We start from the raw sequence: 20,814 nt of genomic DNA on the forward strand, positions 1-20,814 counted from the left end.
GTGCACGACCTGAGCCACGGGCTGGCCACCCTCAGCCTCGCGGCGGCCGAACACGAAGGCGGAGCGAGCGCCGTCCACGCCACCCAGGCCGACGGCCTGGCGGCCTTCGGCTGGCTGCTCGTCGCGCTGCCGCTGGTCGGCGCGGCCGTCCTGCTGCTCGGTGGCCGCGCCACGGACCGGTGGGGGCCGGCCCTGGCGACCGCGCTGTCCTGGGGCAGCTTCGTCGTCGGTGTCCTCGTCATCGTCCAGCTCACCGGGCTGGGCCCGGAGGAGCGCGCGCTGTCGGTGCCGCTGTGGGACTGGGTGAGCGTGGGGGAGCTGTCGCTCTCGGCCGGCCTGCTGCTGGACCCCCTGTCGCTGGCCTTCGTCATGCTCATCACCTTCGTGGGCAGCCTCATCCACGTCTACTCCCTGGGCTACATGGCCGAGGACCCGGACCGGCGCCGGTTCTTCGCCTACCTCAACCTCTTCGTCGCGGCGATGCTCATCCTCGTGCTCGCCGACTCCTACCTGCTCCTCTTCGTCGGCTGGGAGGGCGTCGGCCTGGCGTCCTACCTGCTCATCGGCTTCTGGAACTGGAACCCGGACTACGCCGCGGCCGCCAACAAGGCGTTTGTGGTCAACCGGGTCGGTGACGTCGGGCTCATCACCGCGATGGCGATCATGCTCGCGACCTTCGGGGCGCTGGACTTCGCGACCGTCCACGGCAGCGCCGGCGGGGCGAGCGACCTCACGCTGACCCTCATCGGTCTCGCGCTGCTGCTCGGGGCCTGCGGCAAGTCGGCGCAGTTCCCGCTGCAGAGCTGGCTGGGGGACGCGATGGCCGGCCCGACCCCGGTGTCGGCGCTCATCCACGCGGCGACCATGGTCACCGCCGGCGTCTACCTCATCGCCCGCAGCCAGGCGATCTACGACCTCACCCCGGACGCCCGGCTGGTCGTGGCGATCGTCGGGGCGATCACCCTGCTGTACGGCGCCTTCGTCGGCTGCGCCAAGGACGACATCAAGAAGGCCCTCGCGGCCTCCACGATGAGCCAGATCGGCTACATGATGCTCGCGGTCGGGCTCGGCCCGGTCGGCTACCTCTACGCGATCTTCCACCTGGTCACCCACGGCTTCTTCAAGGCCAACATGTTCCTCGGGGCCGGCTCGGTCATGCACGCCATGGGCAACCGGGTGGACATGCGCCGTTTCGGTGCCCTCCGCAAGGACATCAAGATCACCTTCGTCACCTTCCTGGCCGGGTGGCTCGCCATCATCGGCTTCCCGTTCACCGCGGGGTGGTACTCGAAGGACTACATCATCGAGACCGCCTTCGCCGAGCCGGGCTGGCGGGCCTGGGTGTTCGGCGGCGTCGCGCTCCTGGGTGCCGGGATCACCGCGTTCTACATGTCCCGCCTGTTCTTCATGACCTTCTTCGGCAGGGCCCGCTGGCACGACGACGCCCACCCGCACGAGTCACCGCTGGTGATGACCGTCCCGATGATGGTCCTCGCCCTGGGGTCGCTGGTGCTGGGCCTCGTGCTCTACCCGACCGGCATCATCACCGCGTGGCTCGAGCCGGTCTTCGGGCACGCCGAGCACGGCGAGCCGCTCATCCCGGTGCTCGCCATCCAGGTCCTCGCCTTCGTCCTCATGCTGGTCGGGGCCGGTCTGGCCTGGATGATGTACGGCCGGCGCGAGGTCCCGCAGACCGCGCCGGAGGCCGGGCCGCTCACCCGGGCCGCCCGCCGTGACTTCTACCAGGACGACCTCAACGACGCGCTCTTCACCGGCCCCACCATGACCCTGGCGCGGACCTCCGTGGAGGCGGACAGCGTGCTGGTCGAGGGGACGGTGACCGGTGGCACGACCGGCGGGCTCAACAGCCTGTCCCGCGTCCTGCGCCGTGCGCAGAACGGCTTCGTCCGCTCCTATGCCCTGACGATGCTCCTGGGCGTCGTCGTGATCCTCGGTGCCGTCTGGGTGATGCAGTGATGAGTTTTCCCTGGTTGACCACGCTGCTCGTGCTGCCGCTCGTTGGCGCGCTCGTGGTGTCCCTCCTGCCCAAGGGCAGCACGATCGTCCGCCCGGTCGCCCTCGGGGTGGCCCTGGCGACCCTGGCCGTCGGCATCGGTGCCGCCACCCAGTACCGCATCGGCGGCGGCCCCGGGGGCGAGCAGTTCCAGCTCACCGAGGTCTACTCCTGGATCCCGCAGTTCGGGGTGTCCTACGCCCTCGGGGTCGACGGCATCTCGCTGTCGATGATCCTGCTCGGGCTGGTGCTCGTGCCGATCTGCATCGTCGCGGCCTGGGACGACGTGCCGGCCGTGGGCCGTCGCCAGCACGGCTACTTCGCGCTCATGCTGGCGCTCACCTCGATGATGGTCGGCGTCTTCGCGGCCATCGACGTGTTCCTCTTCTACGTCTTCTTCGAGGCGATGCTCATCCCCGTCTACTTCCTCATCGGGGTCTTCGGCGGCAGCCGCCGGGCGCGGGCGGCCACGTCCTTCCTGCTCTACTCCCTGGCGGGCGGGCTCATCATGCTCGTCGCCGTCATCGGGGTCTACCTCGCCGGCCCCCGGGGCACCGACGGGTTCCTGCTGTCGAACCTCACCGGCATGGACCTGTCGGTGGAGGCCGGGCGGTGGCTCTTCGTGGGCTTCTTCATCGCCTTCGCGATCAAGGCCCCGATGTGGCCGGTCCACACCTGGCTGCCGCTGGCCGCCGAGCAGGCCCGCCCGGCGACGTCGGTCCTGCTCGTGGGCGTCCTCGACAAGGTGGGCACCTACGGGATGATCCGTTTCTGCCTCACGCTGTTCCCCGAGGCGAGCCAGTGGGCCACCCCGGTGATCCTGGCCCTCGCGCTGGTCTCGCTCTTCGTCGGGGCGTTCCTGGCCATCGGGCAGACCGACATGCTGCGGCTCATCAGCTACACCTCGATCAGCCACTTCGGCTTCATCGTGCTGGGCATCTTCGCCTTCACCACGGTGAGCCAGACCGGGGCGACCCTCTACATGGTCAACCACGGCTTCACGACGGCCGGGCTGTTCCTCGTCGCCGGCATGCTCATCGTCCGGCGCGGCTCGCGTGACCTGCGTGACTTCGGCGGCTGGCAGCGGGTCACCCCGCTGGTGGCCGGGGCGCTGTTCGTCTCCGGCATGTCCGGCCTGGCGCTGCCCGGGCTGAACTCGTTCGTCAGCGAGTTCCTCGTCATCGTCGGCACCTTCGGGCGGCACCCGTGGCTCGCGGTCATCTCCGCGATCGGGGTCATCCTGGCGGCCGTCTACATCCTCGTGATGTACCAGAAGGTCGCCACCGGCCCGCGGCCCACGGGACCCGAGGTCGAGGACGTCACCGACATGAGCGGCCGGGAGAAGTGGGTGGTCGCCCCGATCATCGCCGCCTTCCTGGTGCTCGGCTTCTACCCCAAGCCGGTGCTCGACCTGCTGGAGCCCGCCGTGCAGCAGACGCTGCAGACGGTCGGGATCAGTGATCCGGCACCCGCCGTCGACACCGCCGCCAACCACTCGACCGAGGGGAGTGACCACTGATGGGTGGCTCCATGTTCGTCGCGCCCGAGATCAACTACACGGCGCTGCTCCCGATGATCATCGTCTTCGTGGGTGGCCTGGTGGGGGTCACGGTCGAGGGCTTCGCCTCACGGCGCACGCGGTATGCCGTGCAGGTCCCGTTGTCGATCGCGACCCTCGTCCTGGCGCTGCTCGCCCTGGTCCTGCTCGGCCAGGACAACGAGGGCATCACGGCCGCCGGCACGGTGGCCGTGGACGGCGTCACCCTGGCCCTGCAGGGCCTGGTGCTCGTGCTGTCCATCCTGGGCCTGCTCGTCATGAGCGAGCGGTTCGGCGGTGAGCAGCCCGACGCCTTCACCCAGTCCGGGGTCTCCACCCCGGGCTCGGCGGAGGAGACGCTGGCGACCAAGGTCGGGGCGACCACGACCGAGGTCTACCCGCTCACCCTCATGTCCGTCGGCGGCATGATGCTCTTCGTCGCCGCCAACGACCTCATCCTGCTCTTCGTGGCGCTGGAGATCCTCTCCCTGCCGCTCTACGTCCTGGCCGGCCTGGCCCGGCGTCGCCGGCTGCTGTCGCAGGAGGCCTCGCTCAAGTACTTCCTGCTCGGCAGCTTCTCCAGCGCCTTCTACCTCTTCGGGGCGGTGCTGCTCTACGGCTACGCCGGGTCGACGCGGTTCTCCGACATCGCGGCCGCCATCAGCAGCAACGTCGGCATGGACGGCCTGCTCGTCCCGGGCGTCCTGCTCGTCTCCGTCGGGCTGCTCTTCAAGGTCGGCGCCGTGCCCTTCCACGCGTGGACCCCCGACGTCTACCAGGGGGCCCCGACCCCGGTCACCGGCTTCATGGCCGCCTGCACCAAGGTCGCCGCGTTCGGCGCGATGCTGCGCGTGCTCTACGTCGCCGTCGAGGGGGCCCGGCTGGAGTGGCAGCCGGTCATCGCCGTCGTCGCCGCGCTGTCGATGGTGGTCGGCGCCCTGCTGGCGATCGTCCAGACCGACGTCAAGCGGATCCTGGCCTACTCCTCGATCGCGCACGCCGGGTTCATTCTCACCGGTGTCGTGGCCCTGGACGTGGCCGGCGTGTCCAGCACGATGTTCTACCTCGCGACCTACGGCTTCATGACCATCCCGGCGTTCGCCATCGTCGCCCTCGTGCGCAGCTCGGGGACCGAGGCCACGCTGGTCGACCAGTGGGCCGGCCTGGGGCGTCGCTCGCCGTGGATCGCGGCCAGCTTCACCTTCCTGCTCATGGCGTTCGCGGGCATCCCGCTGACCTCCGGCTTCACCGGCAAGTTCGCGGTCTTCTCCGCAGCGGTGAGCCAGGGCTGGGCCTGGCTCGCGGTCGTCGGCGTGCTCGCCAGCGCCGTCACCGCCTACATCTACTTCGTGCTGGTCGTGCAGATGTGGCTGGGCGACCCCGGTGACGCGGCCGGCACCGTCGTGGCGCGCCCGTCCTGGATGACCTCGTTCGCGATCCTCGTCGGCGTCGCCATCACCCTGGCCCTCGGGGTCATGCCCTCCCCGGTCCTGGACCTCGCGCAGAGCACCGCGGCGTTCCTGCGGTGAGCACCGCGACCGTCCCGGGCTCCGACGACGCGCTGACCGGGCGGGTCCAGACCGGGCTGGACCGGGTCGCGGCGCGCCTGGAGGAGGTCGTCGACCACGACGACCCCTTCATCGCGGAGGCGAACCTGCACCTGGCGCGGGCGGGCGGCAAGCGGTTCCGGCCGCTGCTCACCCTGCTGACCAGCGAGGTGGGCCGGGGATGGGACGACCAGGTGGTGGACGCCGCGGTGGGCGTGGAGCTCACCCACCTCGCCTCGCTCTACCACGACGACGTCATGGACGAGGCGGACCTGCGGCGGGGGGTGCGCAGCGCCAACGCCCGCTACGGCAACGCGACGGCGATCCTCGTCGGGGACCTGCTCTTCGGCACCGCATCCGCCGTGGTGGCCGGTCTCGGCCCGGAGGCCGTCAAGATCCAGGCGGAGACCTTCATCCGGTTGTGCGCCGGCCAGATCCGGGACGACCGCCAGGGTGCCACCGCCCCGGGTGCGGGCGGGCACGACGCGGCGGTCGAGGCATACCTCTCCATCCTCGCCGACAAGACCGGGTCGCTCATCGCCACGGCCGCGCGCTACGGCGCGATGTTCGGGGGCTGCGACGAGGGCACGGTGCGCACGCTCACGGCCTACGGCGAGACCCTGGGCGTCGTCTTCCAGCTGGCCGACGACCTGCTCGACGTCGCCTCCGAGGCCGACGCGTCGGGCAAGACCCCCGGGGCCGACCTGCGCGAGGGCAAGGCGACGCTGCCCGTGCTCTACGCCCGCGGCAGCTCCGACCCGGCCGACGCCCGCCTGCGCGAGCTGCTCGCCGGCCCGATCGAGGACCCGGTGGAGCTGGCCGAGGCCCTGGAGCTGCTGCGGGCCCACCCGGCGATGACGCAGGCCCGGGAGCGCACGCTCGCCATGGCGGCGCAGGCGCGCTCGCTCCTGCAGGACCTGGAGCCTTCGGCGGCGGTGGACGCCCTCCGGGCCCTCGTCGACGGCGTCGCCGACCGCTCCCGCTGACCCGGTCCCGGCACCCCCGCGCCGCGCCGGGCCGGGCCGGCGCCGGGATCAGCGGGGGCGCTTCCTCCCCGGGAAGACGTGGGCCACGCCGGGCCGCGGGACGCTGTCACCCAGGTAGGGGTAGGCGCTGGAGCCGCCCTCCCCGGGGTGCTGGACGCTGACGAGCACCGACCTGTCCTTCCAGGAGATGACCGGCCCGCAGCACTCGGCACCGGTGGGCACCGACAGGAACTGCTGGACCAGGCCGCGGTCGCGCCCGGTGGTCGGCATGCGGAAGAGGCCGTCGCACGTGCCGATGGTGCCGGGGGCGCCGTCGGTGCTGATCCACAGGTGGCCGGGCTCGCCGTCGAAGGCGACGTTGTCCGGGCAGCTGATGGGGGTGACCCCTCTCCGGTCGAGGCCGGAGAAGTAGGTGCTGGGGTCGGCGGGGTCACCGGCGACCAGGACGATCTTCCACCGGAACCGCAGGGCGGCGGCGTCGTCCCCCGCCTCGCGCCACTCGATGACGTGGCCGAACTTGTTGTTTGCCCGGGGGTTGGCCTCGTCGATCTGGCCCGGTGTGCGGGCGGTGTTGTTGGTCAGCGCGACGTAGACGCGGCCGGTCGTCGGGTCGGGCTGCACGTCCTCGGGACGGTCCATCTTGGTGGGTCCCACCCGGTCCGCGGCCAGCCGCGTCCAGGTGCAGACCTCCGCCACGCTCATGCCCTCGACCCGCGACTCGCCGTCGACCACCAGCGGCAGCCACTCGCCGTCCCCGTCGTACTGCCCGTCCTGCAGGCCGTCACCGGTGAACCGCGCGACGTAGAGGTCGCCGTCGGAGAGCAACCGCATGTTGTGGCGCTTGTCCCCCTCGCGGTAGCGGCGGCGGGAGACGAACTTGTAGATGTAGTCGAAGCGCTCGTCGTCGCCCATGTAGGCGACGGCTCGCCCGTCCTCGGCCAGCCGGATGGTGGCCCCCTCGTGCTTGAAGCGGCCGAGCGCCGTGTGCTTGACCGGGGTGGAGCCCGGGTCGTCGGGGTCGACCTCCACGATCCAGCCGAAGCGGTTGACCTCGTTGGGCTCGGCGAGGACGGAGAAGCGGCGGTCGGCCTGCTCCCAGCCGCGTCCGCCGGACGTGATGCCGTAGCGGGCCAGCCGGCCCTCGGGGTCCGGCGCACCGGTGGCGTCGAAGTACTGGTTGACGTTCTCCTCACCCGACAGCACCGTCCCCCAGGGGGTGTCCCCGCCGGCGCAGTTGTTGAGCGTGCCCAGCACGCGGCGCCCACGACGGTCGGTGCTGGTGCGCATCCAGTCCTGCCCGGCGGCGGGCCCGTCGAGCGCGAAGGCGGTCCACGCGTGGATCCGACGGTTGCGGGTCCCGCGCCGCTGGTAGGTCCACGGGGAGCGGTCGTTGGTGCGGCGCACCTCGACGATGGTCATCCCGTGGGCGGCCATCTCGATCTCCGCCTGCTCCGCGGTGACCTCGCCGCTCCAGTCCGGGAACATCAGCTCGGGGTTGGTGTACTCGTTGTTGAAGACGATGACCCCGCGCCGCCGCCTCCACCCGCGGTCGCCGTCCTGGAGCAGGGTGAGGTAGTCCGCGTTGTAGCCGGCCTGCCCCTTCTGCGCCTCCACGCTCTGCCGGTCGACGTCGAAGCGCGGCGCACCGGGCTCGACCGGGTCGCCCCAGGAGATGACCGGTGCCCAGGTGAAGCCCTCCGGCACGACCAGGTCGTCGACGTCGGCCGGGGTGGGGGAGATGGAGGGGAACCCGCGGCCCCGGCCCTGCGCCCCCGGCAGGCCCCCTTCCGGCTCCCCGGCCGCGGCCGCCGCGCCCGGGGCAGCGCTCCACGCCGCTCCGGCGAGCGCAGCGGTCCCTCCCGCGAGCACCGCACGGCGCGCCACGGCGGAGCGCGCCACATCGCCGAAGTAGCTGTTGTCGCTGGTGTTGGGTACGGGCTGGGAGCAGGCGTCGCCGCAGCGGTAGCGGCAGGTCGCGGGGCTGCGTCCACCGGGGTGGGCGGCGAGGAGCGGCAGCAGGCTGCGGCGTCCGGTGAGCTGGGTCATGAGGGTCCTTCCGTCCGGGACAGGGCCCGGGCCGTGACCCCGGACGTCTGCGAACCTAGGCCTGCTCCCTCCCCCTCCCGGCGACGGCGAGATGAATGCTCGCGGTCGGGCCGGTGACGTCTGCGCGCCGGCCGCGGCGACTACGCTGTACCTCCCCACCGGAAGGAGACCGGACGTGCGCCGCACCCTGGCCGGGCTGTGGGCGATCCTGCCGCTCGCGGCCCTCCTGCTCGCCCTGGCCGCCGTGCCGCCCCCGGACCGTGTGCCGACCCACTGGTCGGGGCGGGTCCCCGTCGGCTTCGCGAGCGGGCCGGGCTTCGTCGCGGGGGTCCTGGCGACCGTGGTCGTGTGCACCGTCCTCGCGGCCGTGGCCTCCGTCGCGCGTCGCCTGGTCCCCCCGAGCTGGGGCCGCTGGGTCCTCACGGCGCTCGCGGCCCTCTCCTGGGGCGCGGTCCTGCTCTACCTCGTGACGGCGTGGCGCGTGGGCGTCGACGGCCCGGAGGGCGTCCGTGAGGGGTGGCCGCTGCTGGCCGTCCTCGGGGCGCTGGTCGCCGGGGCCGTGGGGTATGCCGTGCACGGCCGGTGGGTGCCGAGCGCCGCGGAGCTGGCCGACCTGGTCCCGGAGCGCTCCCGGGTGCAGCCGGTGCGCGGACGGGCCGTGCAGCCGGTGCAGCCGTGGTCCTCGGACGTCTCGTCCCGGACCCTGCGGGTGCTGGCCGTCGGCCTGCTCGTGGTCTTCGCCGCCGTCGCGGGGGTCCTGCTGGCGGCCGACGAGGGCGTCCTGCTGCTCGCGGTCGTCCTGGTCACCGGGCTCGGCGCGGGTGGCCTGGCGCTGCTGTGGTCGGCCGTCACCGTCGAGGTCGACGAGGACGGGCTCCGGGTGCGCTCGCGGGTGCTGCGGGTGCCGGTCGCCCGGGTGCGGGCCGACCAGGTCGCCGGCGCGGAGGTCCAGGACCTCGACCCGATGCGGTGGGGCGGGATCGGGCTGCGCGCTCTCCCGGACCGCACCGCCTACATCGTCGACGCCGGTGGCCCCGGGCTCGTGGTCTACCTGCGGACCGGGCGCCGGGTCGCGCTGCAGATCACCGAGGGCGACCAGGCCGCGCGGGCCGGCGCCCGGACGCTGCTGCGGGCCGCCGGTCAGCGGGCCGGGGCGGGCTCGGCCTCCTGACCGGGCGGGTCGGTCGGCGTACCGCCCGCCGACGCCCCGAGGTGACGCTCCAGGTTCGCGCCCTCGACGTCCACGTCGGGCAGGACCCGGTCGAGCCAGCGCGGCAGCCACCACGCCCGCTCGCCGAGCAGCGACATCACCGCGGGGGTCAGCGTCATCCGCACGAGGAAGGCGTCGACGAGGACCCCGACGGCCAGACCCAGCCCGATCGGCCGCACCATCGTCAGGTGCGCCCACACGAAGCCGGCGAAGACCGAGATCATGATGATCGCCGCGGCGGTGACGACGCGGGCGCTGTGGTTGAAGCCGGCCACCACCGCGTCCCGGGCCGCCCGCCCGTGCACGTGCTCCTCGCGCATCGCCGACACCAGGAAGACCTGGTAGTCCATGGCGAGGCCGAAGAGGATGCCGATGAGCAGGATCGGCAGGAACGACAGGATCGGACCGGCCTCGTTGACCCCGAAGAAGCTGGACGCGAAACCCAGCTGGTAGACGCCGACGACCGCGCCGAAGGCCGCACCGATGCTCAGCAGGAACCCGCCGGTCGCCAGCAGCGGCACGACGACCGACCGGAAGACCAGCAGCAGCAGGATGAGGGACAGCCCGACGACGACGACGAGGTAGATCGGCAGCGCGTCGGCCAGCTGCTCCGAGACGTCGATGTTGGCCACGGTCTGCCCGGTCAGCCCGAGGGTCGCACCCTGGTCCTGCCCGATCTGCTCGACGGCGGGCCCGAGGCGGTCGACGAGAGCCTCGGTGGAGGCGTCGGCCGGTCCGCCCTCGGGCTGCACCCGGAACGCCAGGACGTCGCGGTCGTCGTTGACGCCGGCCGGCAGCACCTGCTCCACCCCGTCGACGGCGGCCAGCTCCTCGCCCAGGTCGGCCTGGGTCGTGAAGAGCGCCGTGTCGCCCTCGGCGACCGGCTCGTCCAGCTCGGCCACGACGAGGACCGGGCCGTTGGCCCCGGCGCCGAACTCCTCCCGGACGGTGTCGTAGGTGGTGTAGGCCGTGGAGCCGGCAGGCTCGGTCCCGCCGTCCGGCAGCCCGAGGCGCAGCTGCGCGGTCGGCCACGCGAGGGCGCCGACGACGAGCAGGACCCCCGCCAGCGACAGCCACGGGTGGCGCTGCACGCGGGCGGCCCACCCGCGGCCGAGGTCGTCGGCCTGCTCGGCCGGCGACTCCTCGTGGCGCCCCTGGGCGCTGCCGGGGCGCGCCCGTCGGGGCAGCACCCGCTCACCCATGAGCGAGAGCATGGCCGGGGTGAGGGTGATGGCGACCAGGACGGCGATGGCGACCGTCGCCGCGGCCACGATGCCCATGACGCCGAGGAAGGGGATCCCGGTGAGGGTCAGTGCGACGAGGGCGATGATGACGGTGAGACCGGCGAAGGTCACCGCGTTGCCGGAGGTGCCCACCGCGAGCGCGATCGAGGGGGCGACCGGCATACCGCGGCGTAGCTGCTCGCGGTGCCGGTTGATGAGGAACAGGGAGTAGTCGATGCCGACCGCGAGGCCGAGCATCAGCGCCAGCACCGGGGTGATGGACTGCATGTCGATGAACGCCGAGAGGGCGAGGGCACCGGTGAGCCCGACCCCGACGCCGACCAGGGCCATGAGGATCGGCAGCCCGGCGGCGACGAGGCTGCCCAGCATGACGAGGAGCACGACGGCCGCGACGACCAGGCCGATGACCTCGCCCGGCCCGAGCAGGCTGGACAGGTCGTCGGTGATCTCCTTGGAGAAGTCGACGGCCACCCCCTCGCTCTCGACGTCGTTGCCGATGCGCTGGATGGCCTCGGTGGTCTCCGGCGGGATGAAACCCTCGGCGTCGGCGACCGACACCTGGGTGAGCGCGGTGGTGCCGTCCTCGCTCACGACCCGGAAGCCGTCGGTGAGGTCGGCCAGGCGGGCGGCGGCGGCCAGGTCCTCCTCACCCTGCGCGACCTCGGCCTCGCCGTCCTCCAGCTCGGCGGCGCTGCTCTCCAGCTCCTCCTCGCCCGCGGCGATCTCCGCCTCCCCGGACTCCAGCTGCTCGCGCTGGGCGTCGATCTCGGCCTGGGCGGCGGCCAGCTGCTCGCGACCGGCGTCCAGCTGCGCCTGCCCCGCCGCGATCTCGGCACGGGCCTGCTGCTCGGCCTCCGGGGGGACCTGCCCGGCGGCGACACCGGCCTCGAGCTGCTCCAGCTGGGCGTCCAGCTCGGCCTGCGACTCCTCGAGGGCGGCGGCCTGCGCGTCGAGCTCGTCCTGGCCCTCCTCGAGCTGGGCGCGCCCGTCCGTCAGCTCCTGCCGGGCCTGCTCCAGGTCGGCGCGTCCCTGCTCCAGCTGGTCGCGTCCGTCCGCGAGCTGCTCGCGGGCGTCGGCGAGCTCGGCCCGACCGTCATCGAGGTCGCCCTGGGTGGCGTCGAGCTGGTCCTGGGCCTCGAAGGGGTCGACCGCCGTGACGCCGTCCAGCTCCTCCCACTCCTGCACCGCGTCGGCGACGGCCGATCGCTGGGCGTCGGTGAAGCCGTCGTCGCTGCGGAAGACGACGGTGCCCGTCGTGCCCGCGGCGTCCGGGATCTCCTCCTGGAGCGTCTCCAGGACCGCCTCGAACCGGCTGCCCGGGATGGAGAACTCGTTGGACAGCGGCTTGGCCATGGTGAGCATGCCGGTGACGGTGAGGCCGAGCACGGCGGCCCAGATGGCGACGACGCCCAGGCGGTGCTGGGCGCACCAGCGCCCCAGTCGGTGCAGCAGGGTGGCCACGGTGGTCCTTTCGGTGGGTCAGGCGGAGGGGGAGCGCCAGCCGTCGGCCAGCAGACCGAGGGCGCGGTCCAGGTGGTCGTGGAAGCGCGTGATGTCGGCGGGGGAGAGCGGCTCGGGGCGGTCGGTATCGAGGTCCTTGAGCCACGCCTCCTCGGTGGCCTGGAAGCAGCTCATGACGGCCGAGGCCAGGGTGGCCACGAAGAGCGGGTCGGCCTCGGGCAGCGCCTCGTGGAGCCGCTCCCGCAGCCACGCGGCCATGTCGGCCCAGACCGTGCGCTCCAGGAGGACCGTGGCGTCGGTGTCCGCGCCGTGGCGGTTGAGGGCGACGAACCAGCCGAGCAGGTCCTCGGGGATGCCGTGGGTGCGGGTCAGCCCGCGCAGCGCGGTGACGGGGTCGTCACCGATGACCTCGGGGTCCAGCCGGGCGATCATCGCGGCCGCGTGGTCGGCGAAGACGGCGCTGAGGACCGCGGGGATGCTGCCGAAGTAGTTGAAGAAGGTGCGGCGGGACACCCCGGCCCGCTCGGCGACCTGGTCCACCGTGACCTCCGCGGCGGGCAGCTCGGCGACCAGCTCGCGCAGGGCGCCCTCGATCGCCTCGCGGGTGCGCACCTTGTTGAGCTCGCGGCGTCCCGGTGCGGCCGGGTCGGGCCCGCGGCCCCCGACGGAGTCCGGTCGCGCAGTCACACCGTCGAGCATACGAAAATCTGCACGGTGTGCAAAATTGCATCGCGTGCAGCGGGCGGTCGAGCTCAGCAGGAGGCGGGGTCGGCCAGGTCGGGGCGCTCCTCGCGGGCGTCCCGGGCCCGGGCGCGCCGCTGCGCCCGGGTGCGGCGCACCTGGCGCACCATGTCGACGGACAGGACGACCAGCGCGACCCAGACCAGGGCGAAGCCGACCCAGCGGGAGGCGGGCACGTGCTCGCCGAGGAGCAGGACGCCGGTGAGCAGCTGCAGGAAGGGGGTGAGGAACTGCAGCAGGCCGACCGTGGACAGCGGCACCCGGCTCGCCGCGGCGGCGAAGAGCAGCAGCGGCACGGCGGTGGCCAGGCCGGTCGACATGAGCAGGACGGTGTGCAGCCCGCCGTGCCCGCCCCACGTGGTCTGCCCGGACTGGTCGAGCCACCACAGGATGAGCAGCGCCAGCGGCAGCACCGTCGCCGTCTCGCCGACGAGCGAGCGCAGCGGGCTCAGCGACACCCCCAGGCGGTTCTTCAGCAGGCTGTAGCTCGCGAACGAGCAGGCCAGGGCGAGGCTGATCCAGGGGGGTGAGCCGTAGTCCACCGAGAGGTACACCGCCGCCACGGCGCCGATGCCCACCGCTGTCCACTGCAGCCCCCGCAGGCGCTCGCGCAGGATGAGCACGCCCAGGGCCACGGTCACCAGGGGGTTGAGGAAGTAGCCGAGCGCCGCCTCGGTGACGTGGCCGGTGAGCACGGCGTAGGTGTAGATGCCCCAGTTGGTCGTGATGAGCAGCCCCGCCATCACGACCCCGCCCAGCCGCCGGGGGGTGCGGGCCAGCTGCACCATCCAGCGCAGGTCGCGGGTGAGGAGCAGGACGGCGAGGCACAGCACCAGCGTCCACACGATGCGGTGCGCGACGATCTCCCACGGCCCGGCCGGCCGGAGGGCGGCGAAGTAGAGCGGGAAGACGCCCCACAGGAGGTAGGCGAGGAAGCCGTAGGCCGTGCCGTGCTGCCGACGGCGCTCGGCCTCGTCCGTCACCGCCGCATCCTAGGGGGTGCCCTCGTCCTCGTAGACCTCCTCGCCCTCCTCGACGAGCGCCTCCCCGGCCGCCGGTGTCGGACCCTCGGTGGTCTCTCCCTCGAGCAGCTGCTCGACCTGCCCCGGGCGGGTGCCGTCGACGGTCCAGGTGTCCCGGCCGTGCAGCAGCGCGTCGAGCGAGGCCGTGTCACGCACGGTCCCGGCCGTGGCCTGCCGCACCTGCTCGCGCACGCCGTCGTCGTAGGTGGGGCGCTCGACCTGCCGGAAGATGCCCATGGGCACGGTCTGCATGCTCGGGTCGTCCAGGCGGGAGAGCCCGAAGGCGCTCGTGGGGTCGGGGTCGGCCGGGTCGTGCACGACGACGGTGTGCCCCTGCGGCACGTCCTGCTCGGGGACGACGTGGAGGCGCCCCTCGGGGTCGCGGACGACGACCTTGGCCTCGGGGCTCCCCTCGGCGCCGATGCGCACCGGCTCGTGGGCACGCAGGTGCGCCACCCGGCCGGTCGCCTCGTCCCGGTCCTTGAGCAGCTGGAAGGCGCCGTCGTTGAAGATCGGGCAGTTCTGGTAGATCTCGACCAGCGAGGTGCCGCGGTGCGCGGCCGCCGCCTTGAGCACCTCGGTGAGGTGGGCGCGGTCGGAGTCCATGGTGCGCGCCACGAAGGTCGCCTCCGAGCCCAGCGCGAGCGACACCGGGTTGAACGGGTGGTCGACCGAGCCGGACGGGGTCGACTTGGTGACCGCCCCGACGTCCGAGGTGGGGGAGTACTGCCCCTTGGTCAGGCCGTAGATCTTGTTGTTGAACAGCAGGATCGTGAGGTTGACGTTGCGCCGCATCGCGTGGATGAGGTGGTTGCCGCCGATCGACAGCGCGTCGCCGTCACCGGTGACGACCCACACCGACAGGTCCTCCCGCGAGGTGGCCAGACCGGTGGCGATGGCCGGCGCACGCCCGTGGATGGAGTGCATCCCGTAGGTGTCGAGGTAGTAGGGGAAGCGGCTGGAGCAGCCGATCCCCGAGACGAACACGATGTTCTCGCGGCGCAGCCCGAGGTCGGGCAGGAAGCCCTGGACCGCGGCCAGGACGGCGTAGTCGCCGCACCCGGGGCACCAGCGCACCTCCTGGTCGGAGGTGAAGTCCTTCTTGGTCTGCTTCTCGCCCTCGGGGAGCGTGGGCACCCCGGCGGTGCCCCGGCGGGCCGGCAGCCCGAGCTCGGTGGTGCTGTTCCGGGGGGTCACGGGGGCGGAGCCCCTGTGGGTCGTCATACCGTCACCTCCTGCGACTGGACCTCCATGAGGTTCTCGTGGATCACCTGCGCCAGCTCGCCCGCGGTGAACGGCAGGCCGCGCACCTGGGTGTGGCTGCGGACGTCGACGAGGTAGGTGCCGCGCAGCAGCAGCGCGAGCTGGCCGAGGTTCATCTCGGGCACGACCACCCGGTCGTAGCGGCGCAGGACCTCGCCGAGGTCGGCGGGGAAGGGGTTGAGGTGGCGCAGGTGGGCCCGCGCGACCTTGGCGCCGGTGGCGCGCACGAGCCGGGTGGCGGCGCCGATCGGGCCGTAGGTCGAGCCCCACCCGAGGACGAGGACGCGCGCCTCGCCGCTGGGGTCGTCCACCTCGATCGGGGGTATGGAGTCGGCGATCGCCCCGATCTTGGCCTGCCGCAGGCGCACCATCCGGTCGTGGTTGGCCGGGTCGTAGGAGATGTTGCCGGTGACGTCGGCCTTCTCGATCCCGCCGATGCGGTGCTCCAGACCCGGGGTCCCGGGCACCGCCCAGGGCCGGGCGAGGGTCTGGTCGTCCCGCAGGTAGGGGTGGAAGACCGGCTCGCCCTTCTCGTCGGTGGCGTTGGGCTCGGTGGTGTGCCGGACGGTGAGGTCGGGCAGCTGCGCGGCCGCCGGGATCTGCCAGGGCTCGGAGCCGTTGCCGAGGTAGCCGTCGGACAGCAGGATGACCGGGGTGCGGTAGGTGGTGGCGATGCGGACCGCCTCCAGGGCCGCGTCGAAGCAGTCGGTCGGCGACTGGGCGGCCACGACGGCGACCGGCGACTCACCGTTGCGGCCGTGCAGCGCCTGCAGCAGGTCGGCCTGCTCGGTCTTGGTCGGCAGACCGGTCGAGGGGCCCCCGCGCTGGATGTCGATGACGAGCAGCGGCAGCTCGGTCGCCACGGCGAGCCCGATGGTCTCGCTCTTGAGCGCCAGGCCCGGTCCGGAGGTGGTCGTCACCCCGAGGGACCCGCCGAAGCTGGCGCCCAGCGCCATCCCGACGGCGGCGATCTCGTCCTCGGCCTGCAGCGTGGTGACGCCGTGCGCCTTGAGCGTGGACAGCTGGTGCAGGACGTCGGAGGCAGGGGTGATGGGGTAGGACCCCAGCACCAGCGGCAGCCCGGTGCGGTAGGCCGAGGCCACCAGCCCCAGCGCCAGCGCCTGGTTGCCGGTGATCGTGCGGTAGGTCCCGGGGGTCATCGGCGCCGGCGCCACCTGGTAGCGCACCGCGAAGTCCTCGGTGGTCTCGCCGTAGGCGTGGCCGGTGCGCAGGGCGGTGAGGTTGGCCTCGAGGATCTCGGGGGCCTGGGCGAACTTGGCGCGCAGGAAGGCCTCCGTCGAGGCGGTGTCGCGCGAGTAGAGCCAAGACAGCAGGCCCAGCGCCAGCATGTTCTTGGCGCGTTCCTTCTCCTTGCGGGTCAGCCCGTCGAACGCGGCCAGGGCCTCGACGGTCATCGACGTCAGCGGCAGGGCGTGCACGTGGTAGCCCGCGTCGGTGAGGGAGTCGTCCTCCAGCGGGTTCGCGGCATACCCCACCTTGGCGAGGTTGCGCCGGGTGAACTCGTCGGAGTTGACGATGACCGTCGCGCCGCGAGGCAGGTCCGGCAGGTTGGCCTTGAGCGCCGCCGGGTTCATCGCGACGAGCACGTCGGGCGCGTCCCCGGGGGTGGCGATGTCGTGGTCGGCGAAGTGGACCTGGAAGGAGCTGACGCCCGGCAGCGTGCCCTGGGGGGCGCGGATCTCGGCCGGGAAGTTCGGCAGCGTGGACAGGTCGTTGCCCAGGGCCGCGGTGTCGGAGGTGAAGCGGTCGCCGGTGAGCTGCATCCCGTCGCCGGAGTCCCCGGCGAAGCGGATCACGACGCGCTCGAGCTGGTGCAGTGGAGTAGAAGACATGTCAATAGACAAGACTACTCTCCCCTAATAGCGGTTCGGACCGCGGCGCGGGACCCGCGGTCAGCCGTGGCGCACGCAGGTGGTCGCCCAGGGCCGGGCCTCCAGGCGGCCCTCGGGGATGCTCTCGCCGCACACCCGGCAGCGCCCGTAGCTGCCGTCCTCGAGCGCGGCGAGAGCCCCGTCGATGCCGGTCAGGAGGTCCTGCAGGGTGTCGTGAGCGCTCACCGCGGTCAGCCGGTCGACGGCCATGGCGGTGCCGTCCCCGACCCGCTTGCCGAAGGAGATGCTGCCCTGGTCCTGGACGGGGGCGCTGAGCTGCTCCATCTGGGCGACGACCTCGGCCCGCTTGGCCTCCAGCCGGGTACGTGCCTGCTCGTCCATCGCCCCAGCATGGCACGCGGTGGGCGAGGGCCCGACTCAGAGGATGTCGTCGGTGGTGCCGAAGCTGCGGTAGTTGAGGTAGGACCGGCGGACCTTGAGCGCCGTCCGCAGCGGGGTGCTCAGCGGCGACAGGGCGAGGTCGTAGGCCGGGAACCAGTAGCGCTGCGACCCGAACTTGAGCTTCATCCGCAGCACGCCGAAGGAGTGCTTCTTCTCGTCGAGGAGCCGCGGGATGCCCCACAGGTCCAGCCGGGAGTACCCGTGCTCGTGGGCGTCGGTGATCGCCGACCAGTAGAACGCGTCGGGCGCCTTGGCGTCCTTGCGCTTCTCGCCCTCCGAGGGCGGGCGGTCGTCCCGCACCGACCCGCCGTAGAGGTAGGCGGTGGTGTCGCCGAGCCCGAGGAAGAAGCCGCCGGCGAGCGCGCGGCCCTCGTGCCGGGAGAGCAGCAGGTAGGCCTCGCCGCCGTCCTGGTCGGCCTCCCGCAGGAGCGTCTTGTAGTAGCGGCGGGGGAAGGCGCCCAGGCTGGACCGCTCGTTGGTCGCGGTGAAGATCTCCCAGAAGTCCTCGAAGCTCTCGTCCCGACCGGCCTGCACCCCCATCCGCTCGGCCGTGCGCACGTTGCGGCGGGCCATCTTGTGCAGCCCGGCGAAGACGGTGTCCGGCTCCTGGCTGGTGTCGATGAGGATGGTGTGCTCGGGCTGCTCGGTCCGGGCCCGTCGGAAGGGGCCGATGCGGTCGGGGATGACCGCCTGCTCGGCCGCCAGGTCCTCCTGCTCGGGGCTGTCGCCGGCGACGAGGGGCTCGGGCGGCTCGATCGTGAGGAAGTGGTCGGTGCGGCGCGCGACCCGACGGACCGCCCGGGCGAACTCGGGCAGCAGCGACCGGTCGGCCAGGACCGGCCCGCGGGGGGCGTACAACGTGCTGACGCCCGGGACCAGCGACTTGCGCATGAGCTGCACGGCGCCGACCGTGCGCCCGCCCTGGCGCACGAGGTAGCGCACCGGCTCCTGACCCAGCACCCGCCGGGCCTCGCCGTAGCCCCACCCCTGCAGCGGGCTGCTCACCGGGAGGTCGAGCAGGGCTGCCATGTAGGACGCGCGGTCGGTGGCCGTCTCGAGGGTCAAGGTCATGGCGACAGGGTAGCCGCCGGGCGGGCGCCCTCCGAGGACGACGAGCCGGGGCGCTGGCACACTCGGTGACCATGGTGGAGACAGTCGCGGACGAGGCGGTCCACGCCCTCGGGTGGGAGCACCTGGAGCCGCCCGACCTGCGTGGCCGGACCGTGGTGATGACCGGCGCGAGCGACGGGATCGGGCGGGAGAGCGCGCTGCACCTGGCCCGGTGGGGTGCCCGGCTCGTCCTCCCCGTGCGCGACCGCGCGAAGGGGGAGCGGGTGCGCGCCCGGCTGCTGCGGGAGGGCTCCCGAGGCGGGGACGACGCGGTCACGCTGGTCGACCTGGACCTCGCCGACCTCGCCTCGGTGCGGCGTGCGGCGACCGACATCCGCGGTCTGCTGGGCGCTGAGCGGGCCGACCTGGTCCACGTGGCCGGGGTCGTGTCGCCGGGTCGCCGGGAGACCGTGGACGGGTTCGAGCTGCTGCTCGGGGTCAACGCGCTGGCGCCGATGCTCCTCACCGAGTCCCTCCTGCCCGTCGTGCGCGAACGGGTCGTCCTGGTGACGTCGCACGCGCACACCTCGGGCCGGACGGACCACGACGACCCCCACTTCCGGCGGACCCGGTGGACCCTGCCGCGGGCGTACTCCCGGGCCAAGCTCACCGCGATGCTGTGGGGCCTCGACCTGGGCGCCCGTAAGCCGGCGGGCACCCAGGTGCAGCTGACGCACCCCGGCTGGGTGGTCACCAACCTCCAGAACGCCAGCGGTGACGACCGGGTCGACCGGCTGGTCACGGCGGCCAGCCGCCCGCTGGCGATGACGGCCGCCCAGGGGGCCGCCTCGGTGCTGTCTCGCTGACCCAGCCGCTGCCACCGGGGTCCTACGTGGGACCCGAAGGGTGGCAGCACCTGCGGGGGCGACCGACGCTCATCCGGCGCTCCGCCCGGGCGCTGGACCGCGCGGAGGCGGCGCGGACCGTCGCCTGGATGCGGCACGAGGTGGGTCTGGACGGGGACGGACCCGCACCGGGCCCGGCGACGCCGGGCTGACCTCAGCGCCGGGCCCGCTGCGCCGCGACGACCTCCTCGAGCCGGCCCTCGCGCAGGGCGGCGACGAGCCCGGCCACGGCGTCCTCGACCTGGTCGTACATCGCGACGAACGCCTCCCGGGACTGGCCCCAGGGGTCGGGCACGTCACGCACCCCCTCGCCCGCGTCGGGGGCGAACGCGCCCAGCCGCACCACCCGGGCCGCCTCCTCGGGCGTCCGGGCCAGCGCCAGCAGGTCCTCCTCGTTGGCGGAGTCCATGGCCAGCACCAGGTCGGCCCGGTCGAAGTCGTCGGCGGCGAACTGCGCCCCCCGGCTGGTGAAGGCGTAGCCCCGGCGCTCGCCCTCGGCGCTGGAGGCCGGGTTCGGCGGCTCACCCACGTGGTAGTCGCCCGTGCCGGCCGAGCTCACGCTCACGCCCTCGATCCCGGCCTCCCGCAGAGCGTGGACGAGGACGGCCTCGGCGGCGGGGGAGCGGCAGACGTTGCCCAGGCAGACGGTCATGATGTGCATGCCCCCACCCTCTCACCGACGCCGGCTGCGAGGCTGGGGCCATGACACGGGCGGACGGACCCTTCACCAAGACCCGCGCGGACGCACCGGCGCTCTTCTTCGACCGGGAGGCCGTGGGGCTGCGGGCGCTGGCCGCGGCGGGGGCGCGGGTGCCCGAGGTGCTCGCGGTCTCGCACACCGGGATCAGCATCGAGCAGGTGCCCTCCGGGGGCCACCGCACCGCCGCCTCGGAGGAGGCCTTCGGTCGCGAGCTGGCCGCCCTGCACCGGACCACGGGAGACCGGTACGGCGCGGTGGACGGCGAGCCCACGGCATACCTCGGCGACTGCCCGGTGGACCTCGCCCCCTGCGACACCCTCGCGGAGTCCTGGCTCGACCGACGGGTGGTGCCGCTGGCCCGCCGGGCCGTGGAGTCCGGCCGGCTCGACCCCTCGGCGCTGGAGGACGCCCGGGCCCTGGGGGCCGAGCACCTGGGGCCGGTCGAGCCGCCGACGCTGGTCCACGGGGACCTCTGGGCCGGCAACCGGCTCGTCGACGACCGCGGCCGCAGCTGGCTCGTCGACCCGTGCGCGCACTACGCCCACCGCGAGGTGGACCTCGCGATGATGCAGCTCTTCGGCGGGTTCAGCGGACGGGTCCTCGCGGCCTACGTCGAGGCGTTCCCCCTCGCCGAGGGCTGGGAGCGCAGGACCGCGGTCTTCCAGACGGTGCCGCTGCTGGTGCACGTCCTCCTCTTCGGCGGGGGGTATGCCGTGCAGGCCGGTGACGCGCTGCGCGCCGCCCGGGGCTGACCCTGGGCGGGCCGGTCCCTCCGGTGGGCGGGGCTCGTGCTG

The 20,814-nt window shown here is 73.1% G+C and carries 17 protein-coding genes; 8 read left to right on the plus strand and 9 right to left on the minus strand.

Annotated elements, in window-relative coordinates; genetic code table 11:
• The 4 genes from nuoL to AVL62_RS04935 are packed head-to-tail and all read left to right on the plus strand — an operon-like array spanning window position 1 to window position 6,084.
• Window positions 1-1,977, plus strand: a complete 1,977-nt coding sequence (gene nuoL, locus AVL62_RS04920) for an NADH-quinone oxidoreductase subunit L (protein WP_058890553.1) — start codon at window positions 1-3, stop codon at window positions 1,975-1,977.
• Entirely contained in the window at window positions 1,977-3,533 is a 1,557-nt protein-coding gene (locus AVL62_RS04925; RefSeq protein ID WP_058890554.1) for an NADH-quinone oxidoreductase subunit M, read from the plus strand. The genes nuoL and AVL62_RS04925 overlap by 1 nt, the downstream gene beginning before the upstream one ends.
• Window positions 3,533-5,080, plus strand: a complete 1,548-nt coding sequence (gene nuoN, locus AVL62_RS04930) for an NADH-quinone oxidoreductase subunit NuoN (protein WP_058890555.1) — start codon at window positions 3,533-3,535, stop codon at window positions 5,078-5,080. The genes AVL62_RS04925 and nuoN overlap by 1 nt, the downstream gene beginning before the upstream one ends.
• Window positions 5,077-6,084 carry a polyprenyl synthetase family protein gene (locus AVL62_RS04935; RefSeq protein ID WP_058890556.1) on the plus strand — a complete coding sequence of 336 codons (1,008 nt, stop codon included), beginning with the start codon at window positions 5,077-5,079 and terminating at the stop codon, window positions 6,082-6,084. The genes nuoN and AVL62_RS04935 overlap by 4 nt, the downstream gene beginning before the upstream one ends.
• Before the next feature lie 48 nt (window positions 6,085-6,132).
• Here AVL62_RS04935 and AVL62_RS04940 read toward each other — a convergent pair whose 3' ends face one another.
• Entirely contained in the window at window positions 6,133-8,130 is a 1,998-nt protein-coding gene (locus tag AVL62_RS04940; protein WP_058890557.1) for a PhoX family protein, read from the minus strand.
• A 175-nt stretch (window positions 8,131-8,305) separates the two neighbouring features.
• On the opposite strand from AVL62_RS04940, the gene AVL62_RS04945 reads away from it, so the two are divergent.
• Window positions 8,306-9,301: a hypothetical protein gene (locus AVL62_RS04945; RefSeq protein WP_058890558.1), complete on the plus strand. Its 996-nt coding sequence runs from the start codon at window positions 8,306-8,308 to the stop codon at window positions 9,299-9,301.
• Here the strand turns inward: AVL62_RS04945 and AVL62_RS04950 are convergent.
• From AVL62_RS04950 to AVL62_RS04980, 7 genes are all read right to left on the minus strand, one after another.
• On the minus strand, window positions 9,271-12,045 hold the full coding sequence (locus AVL62_RS04950; protein ID WP_058890559.1) for an MMPL family transporter: 2,775 nt from the start codon (window positions 12,043-12,045) through the stop codon (window positions 9,271-9,273). The genes AVL62_RS04945 and AVL62_RS04950 overlap by 31 nt on opposite strands.
• An 18-nt stretch (window positions 12,046-12,063) precedes the next feature.
• Window positions 12,064-12,732 (minus strand): TetR/AcrR family transcriptional regulator, encoded by a 669-nt coding sequence (locus AVL62_RS04955; RefSeq protein ID WP_161937838.1) that lies wholly within the window; start codon window positions 12,730-12,732, stop codon window positions 12,064-12,066.
• A 65-nt stretch (window positions 12,733-12,797) separates the two neighbouring features.
• Entirely contained in the window at window positions 12,798-13,769 is a 972-nt protein-coding gene (gene rarD, locus AVL62_RS04960; protein WP_058890561.1) for an EamA family transporter RarD, read from the minus strand.
• 9 nt (window positions 13,770-13,778) lie between these two features.
• The gene (locus AVL62_RS04965; protein ID WP_058890562.1) at window positions 13,779-15,032 is read right to left on the minus strand and encodes a 2-oxoacid:ferredoxin oxidoreductase subunit beta; all 1,254 of its coding nucleotides are present in this window, start codon (window positions 15,030-15,032) and stop codon (window positions 13,779-13,781) included.
• Window positions 15,029-16,924, minus strand: coding sequence for a 2-oxoacid:acceptor oxidoreductase subunit alpha (locus AVL62_RS04970; protein ID WP_058890563.1), 1,896 nt, complete (start codon window positions 16,922-16,924; stop codon window positions 15,029-15,031). Before AVL62_RS04970 ends, AVL62_RS04965 begins: the two co-directional genes overlap by 4 nt.
• A 60-nt stretch (window positions 16,925-16,984) precedes the next feature.
• Window positions 16,985-17,305, minus strand: a complete 321-nt coding sequence (locus AVL62_RS04975) for a TraR/DksA family transcriptional regulator (RefSeq protein ID WP_058890564.1) — start codon at window positions 17,303-17,305, stop codon at window positions 16,985-16,987.
• A gap of 36 nt (window positions 17,306-17,341) precedes the next feature.
• Entirely contained in the window at window positions 17,342-18,436 is a 1,095-nt protein-coding gene (locus AVL62_RS04980) for a lipid II:glycine glycyltransferase FemX (RefSeq protein ID WP_058890565.1), read from the minus strand.
• A 71-nt stretch (window positions 18,437-18,507) separates the two neighbouring features.
• On the opposite strand from AVL62_RS04980, the gene AVL62_RS04985 reads away from it, so the two are divergent.
• Both AVL62_RS04985 and AVL62_RS17760 read left to right on the plus strand, forming a co-directional pair.
• Window positions 18,508-19,281: an SDR family NAD(P)-dependent oxidoreductase gene (locus tag AVL62_RS04985; RefSeq protein ID WP_235585549.1), complete on the plus strand. Its 774-nt coding sequence runs from the start codon at window positions 18,508-18,510 to the stop codon at window positions 19,279-19,281.
• A 26-nt stretch (window positions 19,282-19,307) separates the two neighbouring features.
• Window positions 19,308-19,472, plus strand: coding sequence for a hypothetical protein (locus tag AVL62_RS17760; protein ID WP_235585551.1), 165 nt, complete (start codon window positions 19,308-19,310; stop codon window positions 19,470-19,472).
• 2 nt (window positions 19,473-19,474) lie between these two features.
• Here AVL62_RS17760 and AVL62_RS04990 read toward each other — a convergent pair whose 3' ends face one another.
• Window positions 19,475-19,981 (minus strand): low molecular weight protein-tyrosine-phosphatase, encoded by a 507-nt coding sequence (locus tag AVL62_RS04990; RefSeq protein ID WP_058890566.1) that lies wholly within the window; start codon window positions 19,979-19,981, stop codon window positions 19,475-19,477.
• Window positions 19,982-20,022: 41 nt separating this feature from the next.
• Between AVL62_RS04990 and AVL62_RS04995 the strand changes: the two genes are divergently transcribed.
• A complete protein-coding gene (locus AVL62_RS04995) occupies window positions 20,023-20,772 on the plus strand; it encodes a fructosamine kinase family protein (protein WP_058890567.1) in 750 nt (249 codons plus the stop codon).
• Window positions 20,773-20,814: the final 42 nt, after the last annotated feature.

It is taken from the genome of Serinicoccus chungangensis (assembly GCF_001483745.1).
Classification (GTDB): Bacteria; Actinomycetota; Actinomycetes; order Actinomycetales; family Dermatophilaceae; genus Ornithinicoccus; species Ornithinicoccus chungangensis_A.